General features: G+C 64.9%; 25 protein-coding genes and 1 tRNA gene. 12 read left to right on the top strand and 14 right to left on the bottom strand.

Features of this window, described 5'->3' with window-relative positions:
• The first annotated feature begins 30 nt into the window (after positions 1–30).
• A complete protein-coding gene (locus tag JQ592_RS33970) occupies positions 31–618 on the top strand; it encodes a GNAT family N-acetyltransferase (RefSeq protein ID WP_211407070.1) in 588 nt (195 codons plus the stop codon).
• Between the two features lie 103 nt (positions 619–721).
• Positions 722–1,375 (top strand): hypothetical protein, encoded by a 654-nt coding sequence (locus JQ592_RS33965; protein ID WP_211407069.1) that lies wholly within the window; start codon positions 722–724, stop codon positions 1,373–1,375.
• A gap of 33 nt (positions 1,376–1,408) precedes the next feature.
• Here the strand turns inward: JQ592_RS33965 and dapE are convergent, their stop codons facing one another.
• From dapE to rpmH, 11 genes are all read right to left on the bottom strand, one after another.
• Positions 1,409–2,575, bottom strand: a complete 1,167-nt coding sequence (dapE, locus tag JQ592_RS33960) for a succinyl-diaminopimelate desuccinylase (protein ID WP_211407068.1) — start codon at positions 2,573–2,575, stop codon at positions 1,409–1,411.
• On the bottom strand, positions 2,572–3,222 hold the full coding sequence (locus tag JQ592_RS33955; protein WP_211407067.1) for a DUF805 domain-containing protein: 651 nt from the start codon (positions 3,220–3,222) through the stop codon (positions 2,572–2,574). The genes dapE and JQ592_RS33955 overlap by 4 nt, the downstream gene beginning before the upstream one ends.
• A gap of 147 nt (positions 3,223–3,369) precedes the next feature.
• On the bottom strand, positions 3,370–4,215 hold the full coding sequence (gene dapD / locus JQ592_RS33950) for a 2,3,4,5-tetrahydropyridine-2,6-dicarboxylate N-succinyltransferase (protein ID WP_211407066.1): 846 nt from the start codon (positions 4,213–4,215) through the stop codon (positions 3,370–3,372).
• A 264-nt stretch (positions 4,216–4,479) separates the two neighbouring features.
• Positions 4,480–5,175 (bottom strand): pyrimidine 5'-nucleotidase, encoded by a 696-nt coding sequence (locus tag JQ592_RS33945; protein ID WP_211407065.1) that lies wholly within the window; start codon positions 5,173–5,175, stop codon positions 4,480–4,482.
• A gap of 197 nt (positions 5,176–5,372) precedes the next feature.
• Entirely contained in the window at positions 5,373–6,359 is a 987-nt protein-coding gene (locus JQ592_RS33940; RefSeq protein WP_211407093.1) for a DUF1036 domain-containing protein, read from the bottom strand.
• A gap of 215 nt (positions 6,360–6,574) precedes the next feature.
• On the bottom strand, positions 6,575–7,462 hold the full coding sequence (gene argB, locus JQ592_RS33935; RefSeq protein ID WP_130363552.1) for an acetylglutamate kinase: 888 nt from the start codon (positions 7,460–7,462) through the stop codon (positions 6,575–6,577).
• 184 nt (positions 7,463–7,646) lie between these two features.
• Positions 7,647–8,009: a DUF423 domain-containing protein gene (locus tag JQ592_RS33930; protein WP_211407064.1), complete on the bottom strand. Its 363-nt coding sequence runs from the start codon at positions 8,007–8,009 to the stop codon at positions 7,647–7,649.
• 2 nt (positions 8,010–8,011) lie between these two features.
• Positions 8,012–8,665, bottom strand: coding sequence for a ribosome biogenesis GTP-binding protein YihA/YsxC (gene yihA / locus JQ592_RS33925; RefSeq protein ID WP_211407063.1), 654 nt, complete (start codon positions 8,663–8,665; stop codon positions 8,012–8,014).
• Positions 8,666–8,776: 111 nt separating this feature from the next.
• Positions 8,777–10,627 (bottom strand): membrane protein insertase YidC, encoded by a 1,851-nt coding sequence (gene yidC / locus JQ592_RS33920; RefSeq protein WP_211407062.1) that lies wholly within the window; start codon positions 10,625–10,627, stop codon positions 8,777–8,779.
• Positions 10,628–10,643: 16 nt separating this feature from the next.
• A complete protein-coding gene (gene rnpA / locus JQ592_RS33915; protein WP_211407061.1) occupies positions 10,644–11,051 on the bottom strand; it encodes a ribonuclease P protein component in 408 nt (135 codons plus the stop codon).
• A 27-nt stretch (positions 11,052–11,078) separates the two neighbouring features.
• Positions 11,079–11,213: a 50S ribosomal protein L34 gene (gene rpmH, locus JQ592_RS33910; RefSeq protein ID WP_008542748.1), complete on the bottom strand. Its 135-nt coding sequence runs from the start codon at positions 11,211–11,213 to the stop codon at positions 11,079–11,081.
• 365 nt (positions 11,214–11,578) lie between these two features.
• On the opposite strand from rpmH, the gene JQ592_RS33905 reads away from it, so the two are divergent.
• Both JQ592_RS33905 and JQ592_RS33900 read left to right on the top strand, forming a co-directional pair.
• A complete protein-coding gene (locus JQ592_RS33905) occupies positions 11,579–13,078 on the top strand; it encodes an ATP-binding protein (protein WP_211407060.1) in 1,500 nt (499 codons plus the stop codon).
• Between the two features lie 267 nt (positions 13,079–13,345).
• Positions 13,346–13,422: transfer RNA gene (locus JQ592_RS33900), tRNA-Arg, on the top strand.
• 61 nt (positions 13,423–13,483) lie between these two features.
• On the opposite strand, the gene JQ592_RS33895 is transcribed toward JQ592_RS33900, so the two are convergent.
• A complete protein-coding gene (locus JQ592_RS33895) occupies positions 13,484–14,227 on the bottom strand; it encodes a hypothetical protein (RefSeq protein WP_211407059.1) in 744 nt (247 codons plus the stop codon).
• A gap of 101 nt (positions 14,228–14,328) precedes the next feature.
• On the opposite strand from JQ592_RS33895, the gene JQ592_RS33890 reads away from it, so the two are divergent.
• The 6 genes from JQ592_RS33890 (at position 14,329) to JQ592_RS33865 (ending at position 19,926) form a co-directional block, all read left to right on the top strand.
• The gene (locus JQ592_RS33890; protein ID WP_211407058.1) at positions 14,329–14,613 is read left to right on the top strand and encodes a hypothetical protein; all 285 of its coding nucleotides are present in this window, start codon (positions 14,329–14,331) and stop codon (positions 14,611–14,613) included.
• Positions 14,613–15,896, top strand: coding sequence for a hypothetical protein (locus JQ592_RS33885; protein WP_211407057.1), 1,284 nt, complete (start codon positions 14,613–14,615; stop codon positions 15,894–15,896). The genes JQ592_RS33890 and JQ592_RS33885 overlap by 1 nt, the downstream gene beginning before the upstream one ends.
• A 147-nt stretch (positions 15,897–16,043) precedes the next feature.
• On the top strand, positions 16,044–16,214 hold the full coding sequence (locus JQ592_RS33880) for a hypothetical protein (RefSeq protein ID WP_211407056.1): 171 nt from the start codon (positions 16,044–16,046) through the stop codon (positions 16,212–16,214).
• A gap of 23 nt (positions 16,215–16,237) precedes the next feature.
• A complete protein-coding gene (locus JQ592_RS33875) occupies positions 16,238–16,483 on the top strand; it encodes a hypothetical protein (protein WP_211407055.1) in 246 nt (81 codons plus the stop codon).
• 10 nt (positions 16,484–16,493) lie between these two features.
• Positions 16,494–17,978 (top strand): hypothetical protein, encoded by a 1,485-nt coding sequence (locus tag JQ592_RS33870; RefSeq protein WP_211407054.1) that lies wholly within the window; start codon positions 16,494–16,496, stop codon positions 17,976–17,978.
• On the top strand, positions 17,959–19,926 hold the full coding sequence (locus JQ592_RS33865; RefSeq protein ID WP_211407053.1) for a hypothetical protein: 1,968 nt from the start codon (positions 17,959–17,961) through the stop codon (positions 19,924–19,926). Before JQ592_RS33870 ends, JQ592_RS33865 begins: the two co-directional genes overlap by 20 nt.
• Before the next feature lie 599 nt (positions 19,927–20,525).
• Here the strand turns inward: JQ592_RS33865 and JQ592_RS33860 are convergent.
• Both JQ592_RS33860 and JQ592_RS33855 read right to left on the bottom strand, forming a co-directional pair.
• Complete coding sequence (locus JQ592_RS33860; RefSeq protein ID WP_211407052.1) at positions 20,526–21,017, bottom strand: hypothetical protein; 492 nt, start codon at positions 21,015–21,017, stop codon at positions 20,526–20,528.
• A 493-nt stretch (positions 21,018–21,510) separates the two neighbouring features.
• Positions 21,511–21,768 carry a helix-turn-helix domain-containing protein gene (locus JQ592_RS33855; RefSeq protein WP_211407051.1) on the bottom strand — a complete coding sequence of 86 codons (258 nt, stop codon included), beginning with the start codon at positions 21,766–21,768 and terminating at the stop codon, positions 21,511–21,513.
• A gap of 79 nt (positions 21,769–21,847) precedes the next feature.
• On the opposite strand from JQ592_RS33855, the gene JQ592_RS38485 reads away from it, so the two are divergent.
• Positions 21,848–22,438, top strand: a complete 591-nt coding sequence (locus JQ592_RS38485; RefSeq protein WP_246820894.1) for an HNH endonuclease — start codon at positions 21,848–21,850, stop codon at positions 22,436–22,438.
• Positions 22,438–23,010, top strand: a complete 573-nt coding sequence (locus JQ592_RS33845) for a hypothetical protein (protein ID WP_211407050.1) — start codon at positions 22,438–22,440, stop codon at positions 23,008–23,010. The genes JQ592_RS38485 and JQ592_RS33845 overlap by 1 nt, the downstream gene beginning before the upstream one ends.
• Positions 23,011–23,029 lie beyond the last annotated feature (19 nt).

Raw genomic sequence — 23,029 nt, 5'->3', positions numbered from 1 at the left:
CACGGCGCCATTGCCCCCGGAAGCATCACCATGGCCCTCTTTCGCCTGCCGTCCAGTGGACCCGCCGCCCTTGCCCCGCGCGGCAACGGTTTGTTGCTGCGCGCCCCCCAGATGTCGGATTTCCTGCAATGGGCTCACCTGCGCGAGACCAGCCGCGACTATCTCACCCCCTGGGAGCCGATCTGGCCGTCGGACGATCTGACGCGCTCCGGCTTCCGCCGCCGCCTGCGCCGCTATTCCGAGGACATCGCCGCGGACCGCTCCTACCCCTTCCTGATCTTCCGTGAGCTCGACAGCGCCATGGTCGGCGGCATCACGCTCGCGAATGTCCGGCGCGGCATCGTGCAGGCCGGCACCATCGGCTATTGGATCGGCCAGCCCCATGCCCATCGCGGCTACATGACGGCCGCGCTGCGGGTGCTGCTGCCGACGCTGTTCGGCGAGCTCAATCTGCACAGGGTCGAGGCCGCCTGCATCCCCACCAATACGCCGTCGATCCGGGTGCTGGAGAAGTGCGGCTTCTCCCGCGAGGGCCTCGCCCGCCGCTATCTCTGCATCAACGGGGTCTGGCAGGACCACCTGCTGTTCGGCCTCCTGCACGAGGATTTCCGCGGCTGAACCGGCCGATTCGTACGGCCAAAATCCCCTTTTTTGCTGCCTTGGGTTCGCCGATTTTGGCGATATAACCCGGCCGGAACATTGTCATGGAGTATGGGCGTTGATGGTGAAGGAGCTTCGGTCTTCGCGGAATGTGTCGCGGCGAGGGACGGCGGTCGCGCTGGCGTTATCGGTCGCGCTCGCCTCCGTCTCGCCGGTAGCGGCTCAGTCGTTGAGCGACCGCTTCAAGAGCCTGTTTGGCGGCAAGTCCGACGAGCCGGCCGAGCCCAAGCCGGCGCCCGCGCCCGGCCAGCCGGCGGCTGACGACGACGTCGATTGCCCGCAAGTCACGGTGCGTGCCGGAGCCTCCACCTACGCGGTTGGCGCCAACGGCAAGCCGGCGACCGGCAATGACGTCCGCTTCCAGGCCACGATCACCAAGATGGCGCGCGAATGCTTGCGGAACGGCGGGGATATCACGGCCCGGATCGGCATCCAGGGCCGCGTCATCGCCGGTCCCGCCGGGGCGCCCTCGTCGGTCGAGGTTCCCCTGCGCATCGCCGTGGTGCAGGGCGGCGTCGGCGAGAAGGTGATTGCCTCGAAGGCTTACCGGACCACGGTCGGGATGTCGGAGGGCGGCAGCGTGCCCTTCACCTTCATCGCGGAGGATCTGACCTATCCGGTGCCGTCGGCTGCGACCGCCGATTCCTACATCTTCTACGTCGGCTTCGACCCGCAGGCGCTCTCGCCTGAGCCGAAGGCGCGGAAGAAGAAGTAGGCGGCGAATTCAGCTCTGTAAGGCGCGTGCGCCTTACGCGAAGTATCGCGTCAGTACCCCGCGATACACCTTCGTCAGCTTCTCCAGATCCGTGACTGGCACGCGCTCGTCGACCTGGTGCATGGTCTGGCCGACCAGGCCGAATTCGATCACCGGGCAATAGCTCGAGATGAAGCGCGCGTCCGACGTGCCGCCCGAGGTCGACAGCTCGGGCTTGCGTCCCGTCACCTCCTCGATCGCGGACACCGCGAGATCGGTGAAGGGGCCGGGCTTGGTCACGAACACGTTGGAGTTCGACGGCTCCCAAACGATGCGGGCCTTGATGCGGTTGCCGCAGGCTTTGGCAAGGCGCGTCTCGACCAGCTCACGCAGGCTCGCCTGGGTGTGGTTGTCGTTGTAGCGGATGTTGAATTTTGCGCGGGCCTCGCCGGGTATGACGTTGTAGGCCTTGTTGCCGACGTCCACTGACGTGAATTCGAGATTGGACGCCTGGAACTGCGCGCTGCCATGGTCGAGCGGCTCGTCGGAGATCGCCACGATCAGCCGCGAAATGTCGGGCACCGGATTGGCCGCGCGGTGCGGATAGGCGACATGGCCCTGCACGCCGTCGACGACGAGCGTGCCGGATTGCGAGCCGCGGCGGCCGACCTTGATGGTGTCGCCGAGCGTCTCGACATTGGAGGGCTCGCCCAGCACGCAATGGTCGAATTTTTCGCCGCGCTCGGCGGCCCACTTCAAGAGTTTGATGGTGCCGTTGATGGAGACGTCTTCCTCATCACCGGTGATCAGGAACGAGATCGAGCCTTTTCCATCGGCGCGCGGCTTGCCGCCATTGGCCGCGAGATGCTCCAGCACCGCGGCGACCGAGCAGGCGATGCCGCCCTTCATGTCGACCGCGCCGCGGCCGTGCAGCACGCCGTCCTTCACCTCACCGGAGAATGCGCCGACGCTCCAGGCGCTCTCGTCGCCCGGCGGCACCACGTCGGTGTGGCCGGCAAAGGTGATGTGCGGGCCTTCGGTGCCGATCCGCGCATAGAGATTGTCGACGTCGGCGGTGCCTTCCTCGCTGAAGGTCACGCGGTGGCAAGTGAAGCCCGCGGCGCCGAGGGCTTTTTCAAGCACCCCCAGCGCACCGGCATCGGCCGGGGTCACTGAGGGGCAGCGGATGAGATCGCGGGCAATCGAGAGAGCATCGGTCATGCGCCCCGCTTAACATGCATGCCGCCGGGCGGGCTAGCACTGGGCGGGACAATTTCGATCTCGCGGCTCTGGTCCCAGCTTTTCGCAGGTGAGGCGGCAGATGTGGCGCCGTCCTCGCTGTCGGCCAATGGGTCGGGGCCGAACCGGTTGCTGCCCGAGGTGCCGGGCACAAGGAACATCTCGACGATGCCCCACAGCCACAGGCCCGACGCGGCGAGACTGAACGGAAGCATCGCGGTGGAGTCAGGCAGCAGGTCCGAGAACTGACTAAGCAGGCCGGGCACGAAGAAGAATAGAACGATCCACCAGCCGCTCCTGTTGCGATCGTGCAGCCGCTTGATCGTCGTCGCCAGGAAGATCCATGAGAATAGCGCGAGGCCAGACGCCTTCAGGATCAGGTCCGTGCGGTCGAGGGACGCCAGCGAGCGATAGGCTCGGGGATCAACCAGTTTGAAGAGGTCGTCGAGCCCGAAGTCGAAATCGAGCTTGATGGATAGCTTCAACGATCCCTCGGCGCTGACGAGATGGATCACCTGACCGATGATTCCCAGCAAGGCCGCCAGCACAGCGACGATCAGCAGCGCCTGCCATAGCAAAGCGCGGTTGATGCGGCCGTCGAAGCGGAACAGGTACCAGGTCCAGTCCATGCCAAACGCTCCGGGCGGGAAGGGCCGCCCGGAAATTGGTCGCGATGGCAGGAGGGTGGGTTCGATACGCCTTCGGTGTCGTCCTGGCCCCGTGCGCAACTGCGCACACTAGGCCGGGACGACGATGGAGAGGCAGTGCGACCCCGATCAATCCCGCAGCAGCTCGTTGATGCTGGTCTTGGACCGCGTGCGCTCGTCGACGCGCTTGACGATGACGGCGCAGGCGGTGCTGGGGCCGATCTGGCCGTTCTTCATCGGCTTGCCGGGCAGCGCGCCGGGCACCACCACAGAATATTCGGGCACTTCACCCATGAAGACCTCGCCGGTTTCGCGGTCGACGATCTTGGTCGAGGCACCCAGGAACACGCCCATCGCCAGCACCGCGCCCTTGCGCACGATCACGCCTTCGGCGACCTCGCTGCGCGCGCCGATGAAGCAGTCGTCCTCGATGATGACGGGCTCGGCCTGCAGCGGCTCGAGCACGCCGCCGATGCCGGCGCCGCCGGAGATGTGCACGCGCTTGCCGATCTGCGCGCAGGAGCCGACGGTCGCCCAGGTGTCGACCATGGTGCTCTCATCGACATAGGCGCCGAGATTAACGAAGGACGGCATCAGCACGACGTTCTTGGCGATGAAGGCCGAGCGGCGCACCACCGCGCCGGGCACCGCGCGAAAGCCGGCATCGCGAAAGCGGTTCTCGCCCCAGCCTTCGAACTTCGAGGGCACCTTGTCCCACCAGGTCGCCTTGCCGGGACCGCCGGGAATGACGCCCATGTCGTTGAGGCGGAAGGACAGCAGCACGGCCTTCTTCAGCCACTGGTTGACCTTCCACTTGCCGTCCGCGCCGCGCTCGGCAACGCGCGCCTCGCCCTTGTCCAGGATCTCCAGCGACTGGTCCACGGCCTCGCGCACCTCGCCCTTGGTCGAGGTCGAGATGCCGTCACGCGCGTCGAAGGCGCTGTTGATGGTGGATTCCAGGGCGGACAGGGACATCGGGATTTCCTCTTCGGATCGGGAATTTTGATGGGATTGGGGCGCTTTTTCGGGATTTGGGGCGGCGGAGTCAAGGCATACTCCGTCGTTGCCCATACTCCGCTGTCGTCCCGGACAAGCGCGCCAAGAGCGCGCGCCGATCCGGGACCCATAACCACAGGGAGGGATGTGGCGAAGACTCGGAGTTGCCAATCCGGCGCTACAGCCACGTCCTGTGGTTATGGGTCCCGGGTCTGCGCTGACGCTTGCCCGGGACGACAGTGGTTATTTGGGCGACAACTTCGCCAAAAACCCCGCCAGATCGTCCGTGACATGGTCGACATGGGCCGCGTCCCGGCCCTCCAACTCCCAATCCTCGCGCACCACTTCCTTGGTGCCATCCGGCACCACCAGCACGGTGGTCATGCCGAGCGCGTGCGGGACGGTGAGGTTGCGGGCGAGGTCCTCGAACATCGCCGCGCGGGTCGGATCGACCGCATGGTCCACGAGGAATTTCCGGTAGGTCTGCTCCGCCGGCTTCGGCTCGAAGTCGGCGGCGATGATGTCGAACACGCCGTCGAAATGGCTGGCGAAGCCGAGCCGCGCCAGCACCGCATCGACATGGTCGACCGAGCCGTTGGTCAGGATCAGTTTTCGTCCCGGCAGCTTGGCGATGGCCGCGCCGAGCGCCGGGTTCGGCTCCAGCGGCGAGTGGTCGATCTTGTGGACGTAAGCGAGGTAGTCGTCGGCGCGGACGCCATGCAGGGTCATCATGCCGCGCATGGTGGTGCCGAAGCGGCGGTAATAGTCTTTCTGGATATTGCGGGCCTCTGCCGGAGTCACGTTCAGCCAGTTGCACACGAACTCGCCGATTCTAGCATCGACCTGCTGCCACAGATTGACGTGATGCGGATACAGCGTGTTGTCGAGGTCGAACACCCAGGTGTCGATGTGGGTGAAGGCGCGGGGTTGGTTGTCCATCACAAATCTCTATCCGTTGACCGAGGCAGCGGCCCCGCCCTCGATCGTCGTCCTGGCGAAAGCCAGGACCCATACGCCGTGTCGCATCAGTGGGGCACTCTGGTTGTCGTTCTTCGCCAAACCCAATCCCGGGGCAATGGGTCCTGGCTTTCGCCAGGACGACAGCGGAAGGTGTGACGGCGTCTTCACATCAAAAGTCACGGCACCGCAAACCGCAGCGTCTTGCCGCCACTGCTCATATCCACCGCGCCGAAGCCCGCCGCCGCAAAGCCGCGCGCGGCGCAATCGGTCTGCTCAACGGTCTCGAACTTGGTCTCGCGCGTGCAGAGCTGCTTCTCGCCGCCCCAGTTCAGCGGCTTGTCCTTCAGCTTGATCGCGCGGTTGTCGGCATCGACCGCTTCGGCGAAGCTGAAGATCTGCTTCGGCTGGCCGGTTACATCAGGATGCAGGCACTTGCCGGGATCGATGCGGTACCAGCCGCGGCTGGTCACGGACTTGCCGTCGTCGGTGGCGATCGCCGCCATCACCTTGTGCGGCGTGTCGTTGCACCAGGTCAGGCCGCTTGCCGACGGCGTCTGCGTCGCATCGACCATGGTCTTGAAGAAATTTTGCGACGACGCCGCGTCGGAGGACAGTCCGCGGCTCTTCAGGAACGCAGCAAGGGCTGCTTGCGTCTTCGGCCCGTCGACGCCATCGATCGCGCCGACGTCGTAGCCGATGATCACCAGGAGCCGCTGGATGCCGGCGAGCCGCGCCTGCTCGTCGTCATATTCGGAATCCTCGGCAAGATAGGTGACCAGATTGCCGTCGTCGCCTTGCGTCGGCGTCACCTGCGTGAAGGGCACCTGCGTCTGACCGCTGCGGCACTGTCGCGCCGCGGCGATGACGAAATTGTCCTGCGCCACGCACAGCATGTCGCGGCCGTTCTGCGGGATCGGGGAGGCGCCATAGATGCCGAGCGCGCGGGCATTCAGCAGGATGCGGTCGGCGGTCAGCGTGCCCTGCACCACCACGCGGCAGGTGGCGGGATCGATCCTGAACCAGCCGCGCGTTGCGGTCGCCGCCTTGTCGTCGATGCCGATCGCGGCCTCCACGACATAGGACATGCGGTTGCAGATCTTGAGATCGGCGAAAGCGGGGGCGGAGGAAAAGAAGAACGAGACGGCGGCCGCCGGCAGCGCCATCAGGAAGCGGGTGAGGGGCGAGCGGCGGTGTTTCACCCTCGTCATTCCGGGATGGTCCGAAGGACCAGACCCGGAATCTCGAGATTCTCCGGTGCGCAATTGCGCACCGTATTTCGCCCTTTGGGCGCCCCGGAATGACTGAGCAAGGCGAGAGCCGTGGATGCCCGGGTCAAGTCCGGGCATGACCGCCTTCTTCCGCTGCTCGCGTTCGCACTTCACTTGTGGATCAGCGTCCCCGTGCCCTGGTTGGTGAAGAGCTCGAGCAGCACCGCGTGCTGCATCTTGCCGTCGATGATGACGACGCCCTCGACGCCCTGCTCGAGCGCGTAGATGCAGGTCTCGACCTTCGGGATCATGCCGCCGGAGATGGTGCCGTCGGCGATCAGCTTTCGCGCGTCCTTCACCGAAAGCTGCGGGATCAGCTTCTTCGACTTGTCGAGCACGCCGGGCACGTCGGTGAGCAGCAGCAGGCGTTTTGCCTTCAGTGCGCCCGCGACCGCGCCGGCAAAGGTGTCGGCGTTGATATTCAGCGTCTGGCCCTCTTTCGAGGTTGCGAGCGGCGCCAGCACCGGGATCAGCTCGTAGCCGATCAACTGGTTGAGCAGGGTGAGGTCGACCTTTTCGGGGTCGCCGACGAAGCCGAGATCGACCGCCTTCTCGATATGCGAGTCCGGATCGACGATGGTGCGCGTCGTCTTCGTCGCCTTCACCATGTTGCCGTCCTTGCCGGACAGGCCCACGGCCTTGCCGCCGGCCTCGTTGATGTAGCCGACGATCTGCTTGTTGACGGAGCCGGCGAGCACCATCTCGACGATCTCGATGGTCGCAGCGTCGGTGATGCGAAGGCCAGCGGCGAATTCCGAGACGATGCCGAGGCGCTTGAGCATGGTCGCGATCTGCGGCCCGCCGCCATGCACCACCACCGGGTTGATTGCGGTCTGCTCCAGCAGCACGATGTCGCGGGCAAAGTTCTTCGCGGTCTCCTCGTCGCCCATGGCATGACCGCCATATTTGATGACGATGGTTTCCTCGTCATACTGCTGCATGTGCGGCAGCGCTTCGGACAGGATGCGGGCCTGGTCGAGCGGGGAGATGTCGGTCATGTCACGGTCTCGCTGGCGGGTCGGTCGGTGCGCGTTCTATCTGATTGGCGGGCGGGGCGCAAAGTGTGGCTGGCATGCCGCCGTAGCCCGACGCCTTGTAGCCCGGATGGAGCGAAGCGAAATCCGGGGCCGGTGTCTGCGGTAAGAACCCCGGATTGCGCTTCGCTCCATCCGGGCTACGGGGTCAGCGTTTGGCCACCACCGCCGCCAGCGTCACCGCCAGCCAGCTCGCAATCATCACCGTCCCGCCGGTCGGTGCCGCCATGGGAAACAGCGAATGGCCGGCAAACTGCCGCAAACTCAGGTCGCCCGCGAACAGCGCGGCACCGATCACGAAGCCGCATGCCGCAACGAGCCCAATTCCGCCGTGCAGAAGGCCGCGCGTCAGCAATCCCATCACCGCAAGTATGGCAGTTGCATGAAACAGCAGCATGGCGCTGGCGGAGGCAAGGCGACTTGCGTCCGCGCCGTGGGCGGAGGCTGCGGCGAGCGCGACGCCGGCGGCGCCCATCAAGCCGGCAAGCCCAATCAGGAGGCGGTGCGCCATGATCACGAGCTCCGCTCTTCCAGCAGCTTCGCCATCGCGGCGCGCAAGCTCTCCATGCCGGTCGCGCTGCGCGACGAGGTCGCGAGCACGTTCGGGAACGCGGCCGGATGTTTTGCCAATGCCGCCTCGGTCTCGGCGATGCGCGATTGCAGCTCGGAGGCCTTCACCTGGTCGGCCTTGGTCAGCACGATCTGGTAGCTGACGGCGGAGCGGTCGAGCGTCTTCAGGATCTCGAGATCGACGTCCTTGAGGCCATGGCGCGCGTCGATCAGCACGTAGACGCGTGCGAGCGAGGCACGGCCCAGCAGGAATGTGTGGATCAGCTCGGTCCAGGACGCGACCTGGCTCTTCGGCGCCTTGGCATAGCCATAGCCGGGCATGTCGACGAGGCGCAGGTCCTTTTTCCCGGGCACCTCGAAGAAGATCAGCTCCTGGGTGCGGCCCGGCGTATGCGAGGTGCGCGCCAGCGCGTTGCGTCCCGTGAGCGCGTTGATCAGGCTGGACTTGCCGACATTGGAGCGGCCGGCAAAGGCGATCTCGAGCCCCTCCATCGGCGGCAGCGTCTGGATCGAAGGCGAGGCCCAGATGAACTGCCAGTCGCGCGCGAACAGCTTTCGCCCGGCCTCGATCAGCTTCGCATCTTTGTCGTCGGTCATGCGAAGCTCTTTGCTTGCACCGTCATTCCGGGATGGTCCGCAGGACCAGACCCGGAATCTCGAGATTCCGGGTTCGATGCTTCGCATCGCCCCGGAATGACGGAGTGGGTCTTACGTCGCCTTCTTCGCGAACGTCGCCTTGAGATTATCGAATAACTCCACCTTCACGCCGTTGCGGCGCATGATGAAGCTCTGCTGGATCACCGAGAGCAAATTGTTCCAGGCCCAGTAGATCACGAGGCCCGCCGGGAAGCCCGCCAGCATGAAGGTGAAGATCAGCGGCATCCAGTTGAAGATGATCTGCTGCGTCGGATCCGGCGGCGTCGGGTTCAGCTTCATCTGGAACCACATCGTGATGCCCATGATGATCGGCCAGATGCCGAGCGCGAGATAGTGGCCGAACACCGGAATCGTGGTCGGATCGAACGGGATCAACCCGAACAGGTTGAACAGATTGGTCGGATCCGGCGCGGAGAGGTCCTTGATCCAGCCGTAGAACGGCGCGTGCCGCATCTCGATGGTGACGAACAGCACCTTGTAGAGCGAGAAGAACACCGGGATCTGGATCACCACGGGAAGACAGCCGGCGACCGGATTGATCTTCTCCTTGCGGTAGATCTCCATCATCTCCTGCTGCTGCTTCACCTTGTCGTCGGGATAGCGCTCCTTGAGCGCCTGAAGCTGCGGCTGGATCGACTTCATCTTCGCCATCGAGGCGTAGGACTTGTTCGCCAGCGGGAAGAACAACAGCTTCACGATCACGGTCACGAGCAGGATCGAGATGCCGAAATTGCCGAAGAAGCGGTAGAAGAAGTCGAGGCCGAGGAACATCGGCTTGGTGATGAAGTAGAACCAGCCCCAGTCGATCATCAGATCGAAATGGTTCAGCCCGAGCTCCTTGTTGTAGCCGCCGAGGCCGGCGAACGGGAACACGCCGACCACGCCGGCTTCCTTGGCGCCGGCGAACAGCCGCGCGTTCGCGGTCGCGGTGCCGCCGATCGCGACGGTGACGGGGTCGAGCAGATAGTCGGTCTGGTAGGTGTGGAGGTTGCCGGATGGGTTCGACGAGAAGCGCGCCTGCAACTGCGCATTGGTATCGGGCAGCAGCGCCGAGGCCCAGTACTTGTCGGTGATGCCGAGCCAGCCATTGGTGACCTTGAAGTTCACCTGCTTGCTTTCGTCGATCTTCTTGTAGGCGTATTCCTGCAGGCCCTGGTCACCGAGATAGCCGATCAGGCCCTCATGCAGGATGTAGTAGCCCGAGACCTGCGGCGCGCCGTGGCGCGAGATCAGCGCGAACGGATAGAGCGTGACCGGCGAATTGCCGACATTGCTCACCTCGTCCTTGACGGTGAAGAGATAATGGTCGTCGACCGCAATGGTGCGGCGGAAGGTGAGGCCGTCGCCATTGTCCCATTTCAGCACCACCGGCGTGGTCGGCGTCAGGCTGCCGCTGCCGTCCTGCTGCCAGAGGGTCTGCGCGTCCGGCATCTTTGCCGTCACGCCCGTTGCGGCCACCCAGCCGAACTCGGCGTAATAGGGTTCTGCCGTGCCCGAGGGCGAATAGAGCACGATCGCCGGCGACTTCGGGTCGACCGTCTCGCGGTACTGCACCAGCGCGAGGTCGTCGATGCGTCCGCCCTTCAGCGAAACGCTGCCGGTCAGCCGCGGCGTGTCGATCTTCACGCGCGGGCTGGCCGCGATCGCGGTGTCGCGGGCAACGACCGGCTGGCCCTGCTGGCTCGCGGCCGGCGTCGACGGCTGCGCGGCCCCGCCGGCTTGCGGTGCGGCGCCTGGCGTTGCCGACGCGGTCGGCTGCGGCGTGGTCTTTTGGAGCTCGGCCTGCGCCTGCTGCTGGGCGCGCTGCTTCTCCATCTGCGGCACGTTGTAGAAATATTGCCAGGCGATCAGGACGAGGCCCGACAGAATGACGGCGAGGATGGTATTGCGATTGTCGGTCATCTCTAATGTCTCGTCATCAATCCGGTTTGCGGCTGGCAGGGGCAGTGCCCGGCTTTTCGCCGCGCCCCTTCGCAGGTCCCTTGTCCGATCCCCTGGCCGTATGCCGCGCGGGCTTCGTGAACGCTATGCGCAGATCGTCGAGCATGGTGGCGAAGTCGCGCGAGAGCGCGTCCCTCCGGCCGACCAGTACATAGTCATGATGGGGCTGCATCGACACCGGATCGAGCCGCTTCACCAATTCGCGAAGCCGGCGCCTGATGCGATTGCGCTCGGGGGCGTTGCCGTTCTTTTTGGTGACGGTGAAACCGATCCGGATCGGGCCAAGATCGTCGCGGCGTCGGCTTTGCAGGACAAACGCGGGACTATTCACCCGCGCGCCATTGGCAACGGCGAGGAAATCCGCCCGCTGCCTCAGCCGATCCATGATGAAATCCCAAAAAGGGGGTCCGGCTCAGGCGCTCAGACGCTTGCGGCCGCGGGCGCGGCGGGCGGCGAGAACCTTGCGGCCGCCGGCAGTGGCGAGGCGGGCACGGAAGCCGTGACGGCGCTTGCGCACCAGTTTGCTGGGTTGATAAGTCCGCTTCACGGGTTTTTCTCCGCTGACCGGGCAATTTGCCTGTAGAATTGATGGTAAAGTCCGGAAGATTCGGCCCAAAACGGGCCCTTTTCGGCCCCAAGAGAGCCGCTCCCGGCGTCACACCGGGTTCATCGCGGACAATTCGCGCGGCTTATAAGGGAGCGTCTTGTTTTCGTCAACGCCGCACAAGCGCACGATTCCGGTGAGTATCGCTGTTTGTGCGGGGTTTTTAACCCTGGAGGTAGCGACTCGCCCTTTCAGCACCTACATCCCACCTCGGCATATTAGCGATCCGTAATTTGACCGGGCCGGGGGCGGACCGCATCCTCCATCCGCCAGATCGTTCACCGGGCAAATCAGCGAGGACGAATTTCGTGGCAGAGACCGACCTCCAGCCGATCCAGGATACGGATCAGCAGGACCCGCCCGCGGCGCGGCCGCGTGGGCCTGCCGGGCTTGGGCTGTCGGGCAAGCTGCTGCTGCTCACCGTCCCCCTGGTGATGATCGCGGCCGTCCTGCTCTACGTGCCCGCCATCGCCAACTTCTGGGTCAACCGGCTCAACGATCGCGTGGCGGCCGCCAACACGGCGGCGCTGGTGCTGGATGCCGCACCGCTCGGCATGGTCCCCGATTCGCTGTCGCGCGAGATCCTGAAGAGCATCAATGCCCGCGCCGTCGCCATCAAGATGGGCCAGCAGCGCCGGCTGCTCGCCAGCGACAATCTGCCTGCTACGATCGGGCACGACGTCGACCTGCGCGACATGACCGCGTGGGAAGCGATCACCGGCTCGTTCCAGATGATGCTGGAGACCGGCAACCAGGCCATCCGCATCGTCGGCCCCGGCGTCGGCAATGCCCAGTTCGTGGAGATCGTGACCGACGAATTGCCGTTGCGGCAGTCGATGTACCGCTTCTCCCGCAATGTCGTCGTGGTCGCGCTGATCATCGGCGTGCTGACCGCGGGCCTCGTCTATCTCGCACTTCATTATCTCTTCGTGCGGCCGATGCGGCGGCTGACCGCGAGTCTGGTCGGCTTCCACGAGAACCCGGAAAGCTCGGCGGGAATCATCGTGCCGAGCCAGCGCAGCGACGAGATCGGCGTCGCCGAGCGCGAATTGTCGGACATGCAGCGCGATTTGATGTCGATGCTGCATCAGAAGAGCCGGCTCGCCGCGCTTGGCCTTGCGGTGTCCAAGATCAACCACGATTTGCGCAACCTGCTGGCTTCGGCCCAGCTCCTGTCGGACCAGCTCGCCAGCGTGCCCGATCCGCGGGTGCAGCGCTTTGCGCCAAAACTCGTGCGCTCGCTCGAGCGCGCCATCGCCTTCTGCCAGTCGACGCTGTCCTATGGCCGCGCCCAGGAGGCCGCGCCCGACCGCCGCATGATCCTGATCGAGCCGGTGGTGCTCGAGGTGCGCGAGACCGCCGGCCTTGCTTCCGACGCCTCGATCGCCTGGGTCGCCGCGATCGAGCGCGGGCTTGCGATCGATGCCGATCCCGACCAGCTGTTCCGCGTGCTGCTCAATCTCGTCCGCAACGCCGCCCAGGCGCTGGAAAGCCACGCCTCCGGCGACGGCGGGGCGCAGCAGATCCGGATCACGGGAAAACGCGAGGGCGCGGTCGCCATCCTGGAGGTCTCCGATACCGGCCCCGGCGTGCCCCAGAAGACCAGGGAGCACCTGTTCGAGGCGTTCCAGACCTCCGGCCGTCCCGGCGGCAGCGGTCTCGGCCTTGCCATCGCCGCCGAGCTCGTCCGCGCCCATGGCGGCGACATTCACCTCGTCGAAGGCACCATCGGCGCCACCTTCCGGATCGTCATCCCCGACCGTCCCGTGGAACTCCTCTCCATCCGCAACGAGCGGCAGAGGGCGTAGGTCGGTCAGCGGCCGACTGAACCCGTCATTCCGGGGCGGCGCAAAGCGCCGAACCCGGAATCCCGAGGTTTTACGCGCGAGATTCCGCACTTCTCACTTCGCGAGCCCCGGAATGACCGGGGGGAGATCGTCATCTCCATGCAAAATCTCCCCATCGCGGACCTTGCCAATCGGGACAAGAGCGGTTAGTCAGAGCGCTCTTTCGCACCCCTCCGGCGCTGTCCGGGGGCTGCGTGTGGGCTAAAGCCCGCACTATCAGCGAAAAACGCGCCCGTAGCTCAGCTGGATAGAGCATCAGACTACGAATCTGAGGGTCGGACGTTCGAATCGTTCCGGGCGCGCCATTTTCAATTGATTCCATTGATGTTTTTCTGCGCCTCATGGCTCTCGTTACCGAGTGTTACCCTAGCCGTTACCGTAAACACCTTCGATCCCCTCAATGCCCTTGAGGGCTGCCGCTATCTGGACCAGCGCCCTGCGCTTGAGAATTCTGACTTGAAAGACGCGATGGTCGGAATAGCGGCTCACGAGATCGGGAATTTCTGTGCCTCGGGCGGACTCCTCACCATCCGGTCCACATACGATGACCTGGCTGGAGCCATCTTCGTCGACAGATCTGAAAATCGCGTAGCAAGGCAGCTTATTGGCGTCTGCGCCCACCGGCTCCAATAGCTGGAGAGCCACTTCGGTGAGCCGCCGAGAAGCAGATCTCCGTCGGCGGCGGGATGGATCGACTTCGTTGCGGTACGGCGCGTCTTCTTCTCCTTCTTCGTAAGGACTTGGAAGGTAATCCGCGTTCACGGCTTCAAACATGTCGTGGCTAGGAATCTCCTCCGGGCGCGGAAGGATAGCAATGTACCGCATTAGGAGAGATTCAAGTTCGTGGGTCGAACGCGAACGTCCACCGATCGGCTTGAGCTTTGCGAAGCGCTTTAGAACGTTTACGGAATCTTTTGCGAATGTGCTGCCCAAGGCGGCGATCACGAGACGTGCAGCATCCAATGGCGTCATCTTTGCCGCGGCGCGTCCATAGCCCTTGAACGAGATCTCGCCTGCGGCTCGGATCGTCTTCAGATGAAGTTGCGCGCTCTCGCGCGCGATCCCAAGGGCGTCCCCGACAATGTCAGCCAGCTCTCTCGACGTGACCACCGCGATTCTCCGAATCCGTTAACCATTCGCCACCGATACCTTCTGTGGACCTATTGTGCCAGTGAATATTCAATGGCATATTTGGTCCACTGGAGGAGCGAATGGCAAAAGGCTTGGATTATCGCGCATTCGGTCGGGGGCTTGTCATTCCGACACCGTTGTATGTGGATGACGCATTGCTCGCAGAAATCATGCTCGGCGAAAAGGCACGGCACTGGGACGAGGTGCGGCGAACTTTCGAGCGACAGGGAATGCCCGCCGCGCGGCCCTCTGTGCGCGGCCTTTACTATCTGCCCGCCATCATCAAGTTCTGCGATCGGCGCGAAGGCATCACCCGCATGGACGAGGACTATGCTGAGGACGGGCCCGACTCGTTTTATCCGTGATGAAGCGGAAACGATTCTCCCGCCTTCGTATTGCCGGTCAACTCATCGAACTTGACGCCCCTGGACTCAAGCAGGTCAAGCGCAAGAATGGTGTGGACCTGTATTGGGCAAAAGACGAAGGGCCGCTGTTCGCGGACTACCGTCCCTCCACGGTTCGCATTCATGTCGATCTCTTCGATTCGAACGCCAAGGTGACGATCGAGCAAATCTGTCAGCGCGAGCAGGAATGCCTCGAACGCTGGCTCGAGAACGGGGACGACGACAAGGAGCGCCTCAAGCCGGAATTCAACGGGACGATGGAGAGCCTGTGTCTTCTGTACGAGCACGATCCTGAGAGTGGCTTCGCCGACGTCCAACAAAACACGCAAAGCTCCTATGGCGACTGGCTTAAAATCATCCGGGATACGATTGGACTTCGCCGCATCGATCTGCTGACTGCGAAGTATTTTAGAACCTGCTATCGCAATTGGAAGAAGCCCGCCGTCCCTGAAGGCGAAGAACGCATCCGGCGCGCTTATGGCTGCATCCAAATGGTCAAGATCCTGCTCGGCTATGGGATGCAGGCCAGCCTCTTCTACGGACATTGTGAGCGGCTGCTCAATGCATTGTCCAAGATGAGGTTCGCAAAGAACCCACCGCGTGAAGCGGTCATTACCTTCGAACAAGCGAATGCCATCGTGACCAAAGCGATCGAAGCCGGAGATGTCTCAACGGCGCTAGTCCAGGCGTTGCAGTTCGAATGTTTCCTGAGGCAGATCGACATCGTCGGAAAGTGGCGAGTCGCAGGGGATGACTACGTGCTGGCGGCAGGGGAGATCCGACGAAAGAGCAAGGTCTGGAAGGGCATGACGATGGGGATGATCCTGGACGAGAACAGGATCCTCCGAGTGCGCACGTCAAAGACCGCGCAATACGTCGCCCATGCGCTCGACAAATGCGAGCTCGTCGAGCGATGCCTCAAGTTGTTGGGCGCAGTAGAGCTGGATATGCCGGTCGCGTGCCGCAGCGATGGCTCTCCTTGGTCGACGCATATGGAGTTCGGCAAGCAGTGGCGGATTTACGCTGACGAGGCCGGTGTTCCGAAGTCCGTTTGGAACATGGACAACAAAGCTGGCGGAATCACCGAGGCGGCTGGTGCTGGAGCGTCCCACGACGATCTTGCGGGCTCGGGCGCGCACGCAACCAAGACCACTACACGGAAGATCTACATGCGTGGAGCGACCGAGATTTCCGCTCGTGTTCAAAAGGCGAGACAGTCGTCCCGTCACGGCAGGCCGACATAACTATCTCACAATTGCGATGGCGGCCAGCAGCCAATAGCCGACCAACACCACCCAGTCCCACGATAGGCAAAGATGAGGAAGCAGTGATCAAGACAGCCGACGAAAAACCCGAAAAGCCGGCCGCCGGCCGCACGCGGCGCGGACCCCGTGTGGTCTTCAGGAGGCCGCCGCATCCATCTTGTTGTGGTCGACGGCGGCAAGAACGTCGCGACCGGGATCGCGACGAAGGCGCGGGCATCCGAGGGCGAGCGCAAGCGCCTGATGCGCGCGGCTCTCGAGCGGTATGTCCGGGCCGCCGCGGCCCGCGGACGCCTCTGATGGACCGACACGGAGACGACACGATGAACGACGACGTCGAAGGCGACGCGGCCCCCGCGAAACGGCCGATCCGCGAACCCCTCACGACCGTCCTGTTCGGGCCGCCGTCTTCGGTACCTACGCCGCCGCGCGCCACCGCCTCGCGCGCCGAATGCAATGCAGCGCTGCGGGCCGAGCTGAAGGCCGTGCGTCAAGTCTGGAAGCGCGTCGACGCCCTCAAGGCGCGCGATTTCGCCGCGCAGGACGGGCCGCGGCGCCGCGACGCTTAGGAGAGCCGACATGGCGAAGGCCTCGAAACTGGCGAGACAGCTGCAGCGCATCCTGCGCGAGGAGGGCGAGCTGCCGCCGGGCGAAACCGGTCCGAACGTCATCAACATCGTCGCGGCGGCCGACCGTCGCGCCGCCGACGGCAAGAAGCCGCAGGGACGCAAGTTCGATCCGCCCCGTCTCGTCGTCGTCGGCAGGACCGTCAAGATCAGGCATGCAGGCAAGGACAAGACCACGCACATCGTGGTGAAGGCCGGCATGGATGCGCGGCAGATCGAGCTCGCCGCCAACGCCAAGCTCATGGACTTCAAGGACGAGCTCGACGCCAAGGACCGCGGCGAGGTAGCCTGCGAGGACACCGACCTCAAACCCATCGTCGACAAGTGGATCGGCGACCACGCCGCCTCCGCCTCGAAAAGCCTGAACGAAGCGCGGGAGCGCTTCGGCCGGCATCTCGACAAGCACTTCCCGGTCAAGCGGCTCGGCAACGTGCTCTGGAGCTCGGGCAACGAATACATCAAGGGCCTCGTCGAGGACGTTGAGGACGAGGACAAGCGGGAGACGCTGCACAACACCGCCATCGAGCGACTGAACATGCTGGCGACCGCGATCGAGTACTATTACGCCTCGCTCACGGTGCAGCCCGACCGCCGGCGCACGTTCGAGATCCCCTCCAAGATCAAGAGGAAGTCCGGCCTTTCGCTGACCTGGGACCAGTTGATGCGGCTGCTGAAGGCGGCCGAGGGCTGGCGATGGGATCCGGAGACGGGCTGGATCGAGGACTACGATCCCGACCTGGTCGTCGTCGGACGCTATGCCTTGATCTATTTCTACAGCGGCACACGCGACAAGACGATCTTGCCGCTCAAGTGGGGAACGAGCTCCGAAGGTGGCTGCATCGACGCTGCGAAGGGCATCATCTACCGCAAGCCGTCGGGGGCGCGGAAGACCCACAAGAGGGCCGAGCCGGCCCATCTGCTCGGCACGCTCAAGGAGAAGGTCAAGGAGTGGGAGCGCGAGGATTCCGCGCACGGCTGGGACAACGTGCTGCACGACACAAGCGGCAACGAAATAGCCAACGTGAAGACCCGGTTCGACAAGGTGAAGGCGAAGGCCGGTCTGGACTGGATGCGCGCCCACGACCTGAAGCACAGCGGCGTCTCGATCCTGACCCATGCCGGCCTCGACATCAACGTGCTCGCCTCCGCGATGTCGACCACGGCGGAGACGCTGCGCCGCGAATACACCCATCTCGATTTCCTTTACCTGAAACCCAAGAAGACCACCCGGCGCGGTCTCGACCTCTCGCTCGAAGCGCTGCGCAAATGCTCGCCGCCGAGCCGAGAGGAATGGAAGAAGCGGGCGGCGCGCCGCACGGCCGCCAAGGTGCGTCAGCTCGCCGCGAGAAGGATCCGCGACGGCGAGAACAGGGCGGCGGCACGGGCGGCCGCGCAGCCGGCGGCGCCGGAGACGGGCGATGCTCGAATCGGCGCATAAGCCGCCCAAGCAGGGTAAGTGCGCACCGGTCGTCCTCGAGACGCCCGACGTGCTGGCGATGCTGCACACCGCATTCTGGGGCACCGACTATCTCTCGGCTTGCCGCAACTGCGCGCTCGTGGCGCTGCTCGCGTGCTGCTACGTCCTGCCGGGCTACGCAAGCCACATTCTGCTGGAGGACTGGCGGCCCGTGATTGACGGGCGGCGGCGGGACGTTGTCTTCATCCGGCGCCACAAGGAGTGGCAGACCGTGTACCTGACGCCCACCGCGGTGTTCGCCGTCGAACGGTATCTGGCGGAACGGGCGCGCGTCGCCGCCGAGATGGGCTGGCAGAGCGAGCTCCTGTTCGTCTCCGTCAACGGCAAGCCCGTTCAGGGGGGCGCCGTCTTCGAATGCGTGAGGCGGCTCGGGCGGCGCATCGGCTCGCGGTCGATGACGCGGATGCTCGAGAACTTCTGTCTCAGACGGCTGAAGAAGGGCGACGACGAGGTCGCCTCGCGGCGCTATCGGGGGTTGAAGCGGCCGCACGCGGACAGGCACGCCGCGCTGCCGGTGATCTCGGAGGCGCGGATCGCGCGGCTGATCCGCCGGGTCGATCCGTTCAAGCATCTCGAGCGTCAGGTCCGCAGCGAACGCGCCGCCGCCAAGTGGCTCGCGGCCCGCGCCGCCGTGATCGTCGTCAACGTCGCGTGCGACGCGCCGGCGAGGGCGGGCAGCCGCGCCAAGTCCGAGGCCCGATCGGCGAAGGCGACCGCCCCGAGGATGCCGACCGCCAGGAAGGCGCCGGCGAAGAAGACCATGCCGGTCGATCATCCGCTGGTCGCCGCCCTTCTGACGATGAAATGGCCGGAGAACGACCACGACAGGGGCGTGCTGCGGACGCAGGTGTGGGTCGAATACGGCGACGACCTTTATCCCTTGATGAAGGAGCGGAACGGACCGCTGAACGGCGAACTCGTCGCCGAGCTCCTGCACACCACGGAAGAGGGCGTGTCGGGGACGCTGTCGCAGTTCTACCGCAACGGACCGCGGGTGCGGCGCCAGGAATGGAAGCTCACTCGGGCGCCGAAACCGCTCCCGACCGAGGCCGACCGCGCGCTGATCGCCGCTGTCGAGGCGGACGCGGCCCGCGAGGGCGGCTGCCGCCCGGAGGCGGTCAAGGACCGCCTGATCGCGCATCTGCCGGCGATCGCCGACATGATCTCGCGCGAGACGATCACCTGTCCGCAGGCCGCCAGGTCGCTCGGCACGGACAAGAGCCGTCTCCACCTTCTGCTCACCGCGCTCGAGCACGGCATCGCGCCCGAACGGCTGCTGCATCACCGGCGCAAGCAGAAAATTCCACCGGAATGGTGGGACAAGGTGCGCGCGGCCCATGCCCGGCGGCCGGACGGCGACACCGACGAGGCGCTGTTCTGCCGGATGTTCGCCGCCGGATTCCCGGGCGGATTTTCCACGCTCGTCATGTGGCTGGCCAAGAACGTCCGGACCGCGACGCCCGCCGAGAAGACCGAAGCCGAGCTCGCCGTGGTCCGGGCGCTCTCGGATTATCCCTGGTCGGCCGATCCGGAGACGCTGGCCACCCAGCGCGAGGAGACGGCGCGGGCCCATCTGGTGTCGGTGCACCGGATGCTGGCCGAGGGCAAGCTGCGGCCGGGGCAGGCGGCGAAGCTGCTCAATGTCGTGCGCTGCCGGATGGACTACCTGCACCGGGGCCTGAGCGCGGGGCTCTCGCTCGACGACCTGCTGGCGGCGCCGTCGCCGTCACCGAAGGAGGTCTGGGATGCGGTCCGCCGCGAGCACCTCAAGACCCCGGACGAAGCCAACCTGACTTTCTATTTCCGCATGCGCGCCGACCACGGCCTGACCGAGGGCATCAAGCGCATGCGGACCTTCCGCGAGAACCTCGCGGTGCGCGAAAGCCTGCCCAAGCCCATCGCCGCCTGACCCTCCGCTCTGAACGAAAAGACACCACCGGCCCACGCCCCGCAGGCCTGCTGGAACGCGCCGGCGCGCCCGTCGCCATCTGCTCCCGTGCCTGTCCGGTGCTGAGTAAGAGGTATCCAGCTACTAGGGATTTTGATGGCGGCCGTCGAGGAAATCGACATGGAAAAGACCGACAGCGGACCGCCGCGGACCTCCAGAAGTCGCAAAAAAGGGGGCGAAACAACAGGAAATCGGGTCGAATCGCACCAGGTCGAGCAAAAACATACGTCGACTTATTGCATGAGACACGGGCGCTCCGGGCGTGCGCCGCTGCACGCATCGCCTACGATTTGCGAGGTCGCCGCCGGTCCAGGATCCGTATCCTCTTCCGCCCTGCGAGGAAATCGACGAGGGGCATCCGCCGCCCTGCCGGCAGCCGCCGAGACGAGCCCGGCGCGGCGAAGCGCTAGAAGGCCGAGCAAGCAAAGCGCAGCGCGACGGCGGACGGCCGCCGCGAGATCCGGCGATCGGGAAATACAGGTCGCTCGCTGGCGGTCCGTACGCGAGAGGCGCGTGCCGGTGGGCGAAGGCGGCCGTCAAGGTCGGAAGGGTTTTGGGCGTCAGCGCTCGTCGCCGCCGGGCGAAGAAGGGGAGCCCGCCACCAGCGCTTCGATCTTCGCCCGCAGCCTCGTGCGCGGCGTGGCGGCTTCGGCCGCGGCGGGCGCCTTGGCGGGCCGGCGGGAAACCCGGCTCTCGGAGGACGCCCGCATGGCTTCGCGGATCATGTCCTCGACGGCCCTACGGGTGGTCAGAAGCTTACCCGCGATGCGCGCAACTGCAAGTTGTCCGTCGCGCCGCGCCGTCCTGAGTGAGGCTTCTCGGATCGGCCCGCGAGGCCAGAACAGCGCCGCCGCCTCGCCCAGGGTCAGGACTTCATCCGGGCTCCATAGGGCCGGATCCTGTCTTTCCGCGACCCGCGGCGGCAACGCGCGCGCGGCGCCATCCGCCGCCCGTGCGGGGATGCCCTCCCGCGCGAGCGACGGATGCCGGTCGGACGAATGCGGGGCGTGTCCGCCGCGATCATCGTCTTTCGTTTGGGACTGCTGCACCATGGTCCCATAATATCAGACCGGAGTAACTGTGCATTAAATGTGCACAATTAAGTTAACGAGGATAGGGGTCTCCTCGACGTCCCTGCGAAACAGATGGATCGAATCCATCTTCCTCAAGATCGGGGACTATGGCCTCACCCGATTCACATCGCGCGGCACCGCGAGGCATTCAGCGCAAATTAGGACGCCAGCGACGCCGATGATCTCGGTTATCGGCCACGCGCTCTTGCCCCGCTCGTCGCGTTCCATTTAGGCAACGCTCAGCCCTTCAATGATATCCGTTCTCACGCGGACGATATTTCGATCGTACGCGGATAGGATGGTGTTGGCAGGCTTGGGCCCGCTTCGATAGGCAATCCGGCCCCGATTGGACCTACGGTCCCAATCTCCGGGCATGCGCTTCGCTTGTGTTGCCCGGAGGAAGTTGTGGATTTGCCTTCCGAGCGGTGCAGCTTCGTCCGGCAAATCCTCGAGAGCCGTAGCGATCAAGAGTTCAGTCGTTCTGGTCATCAATGTCTGGGAAGTTCTTGACCACCTTGATGCCGACGCCGACGTCTCCATGCATCAGAAATTCGACGCCCCGTTTGTGCAGGTAGGCGACGAGCGCTTCGATCGTGCGGTCGTAGGGCAGCCGCTCGCCGGCCTCGAAATGCTTGATGGTGCGAAGACTGACCTTGGTCCGCTCCGCCAGCATGGCCTGCGACAGGCCGAGCCATGCCCGCGCCGCCGCTATTTGCTTTCCGTTAACCACAACTGTGCCTAATTAGTGCATAGTTCGATCGGGCGTGCGATGGTGGGTTCATCGACAACGACCAACGAGGACCCACCGAATGACGTGCCTTCCCAAGTCCAACCCTCTTCCGACGCCCGGTGGGGACGACCGATCCGTCCGCGATCGCATCGTCGGTGCCGCGCCCTCCGTGCCCCCGACCACCGACCCGGCGGCCTCCCCGCTGTCGTCCGCAAACGTCGCCATTGTCATGTCCGTCCTGATCGGCATGGGGGTGCTCTTCGCCTTGACGTTCCCGGGCGAGACGGACGAATCGCCGCGCGTCGGGGATGATCCGGCCAATCCGCGCCGAGCTCAAGCCGCCCGTCGCCCGGATTACGCGGACCATATCAACAGCGACGCCTGGAAGAGCGGCGCGGCGCGTCTGGCCGAGCTCGCGGCGTCGGGCTTCCGCTGCCGCATTTGCAACCGCGGCGCAGACGAGGTGAGGCTGGAGGTTCACCACCGGACCTACGAGAACTTCGGGCACGAGCTGACCACCGACCTGACGACGCTGTGCTCGGAGTGCCACCTGGTCAACACCGACGCTTTGCGTCGCCGCGGCTACAGAGACTTCGTGCCGGTCCTGGCCGACGTCGCCATCGTCGAACGGGCTCCGCTGTTCGATCCGATGCGCAAGGCGGACGCGTGATGACCACTGAGACGATCGAGATCCCGATCAGGGGCGTGTGCCCGCTGCTCATGCACAACGGCGCGCTGGCCGACCCGCTCGACGAGCGCACCATCAGTCTCGCCGCCGTCACCGGCAAGCGTTTCAAGACGCAAGCCGACCACGAGGAGATCGCCCGCCGCGAATGGTACGGAAGCTTGTGGCTCAACGACAAGCTGCCGTGTCTGCCGCAGGAGGCGATCGAGGCGGCCTTCGTCAAGGGTGCCATCACGCGGACGAAGAGGGGCGATGCAGCGAAAGCCGGCTTCGTCGTCAACGAGCCTGCGATGCTGGTCTACGACGGCCCGACCGACCTCGCCGAGCTGTGGGAAGACAAACGGTTCCGCCTGCGCAAGGGTGTGCGCGTCAAAAGGGGACGCCCCATGCGTACCCGCCCGCGCTTCCCCGTATGGAGCGCCACCATCTCGGCCACGTTCCTGATCACCGAACTGAACCGGTCGGAGGTCGTGGACTTCATGAAGATCGCGGGAGCGGTGCGCGGCATCGGCGACTGGCGGCCCAAGTACGGCCGGTTCGAGGTGCTGATCGACTAGGTTCACGCGGCGTGGCGGG

It is taken from the genome of Bradyrhizobium iriomotense, from assembly GCF_018129405.1.
GTDB lineage: Bacteria > Pseudomonadota > Alphaproteobacteria > Rhizobiales > Xanthobacteraceae > Bradyrhizobium > Bradyrhizobium iriomotense_B.
The sequence above is the reverse complement of the archived record's forward strand: the minus strand, read 5'-3'. Positions and strand labels throughout refer to the sequence as shown.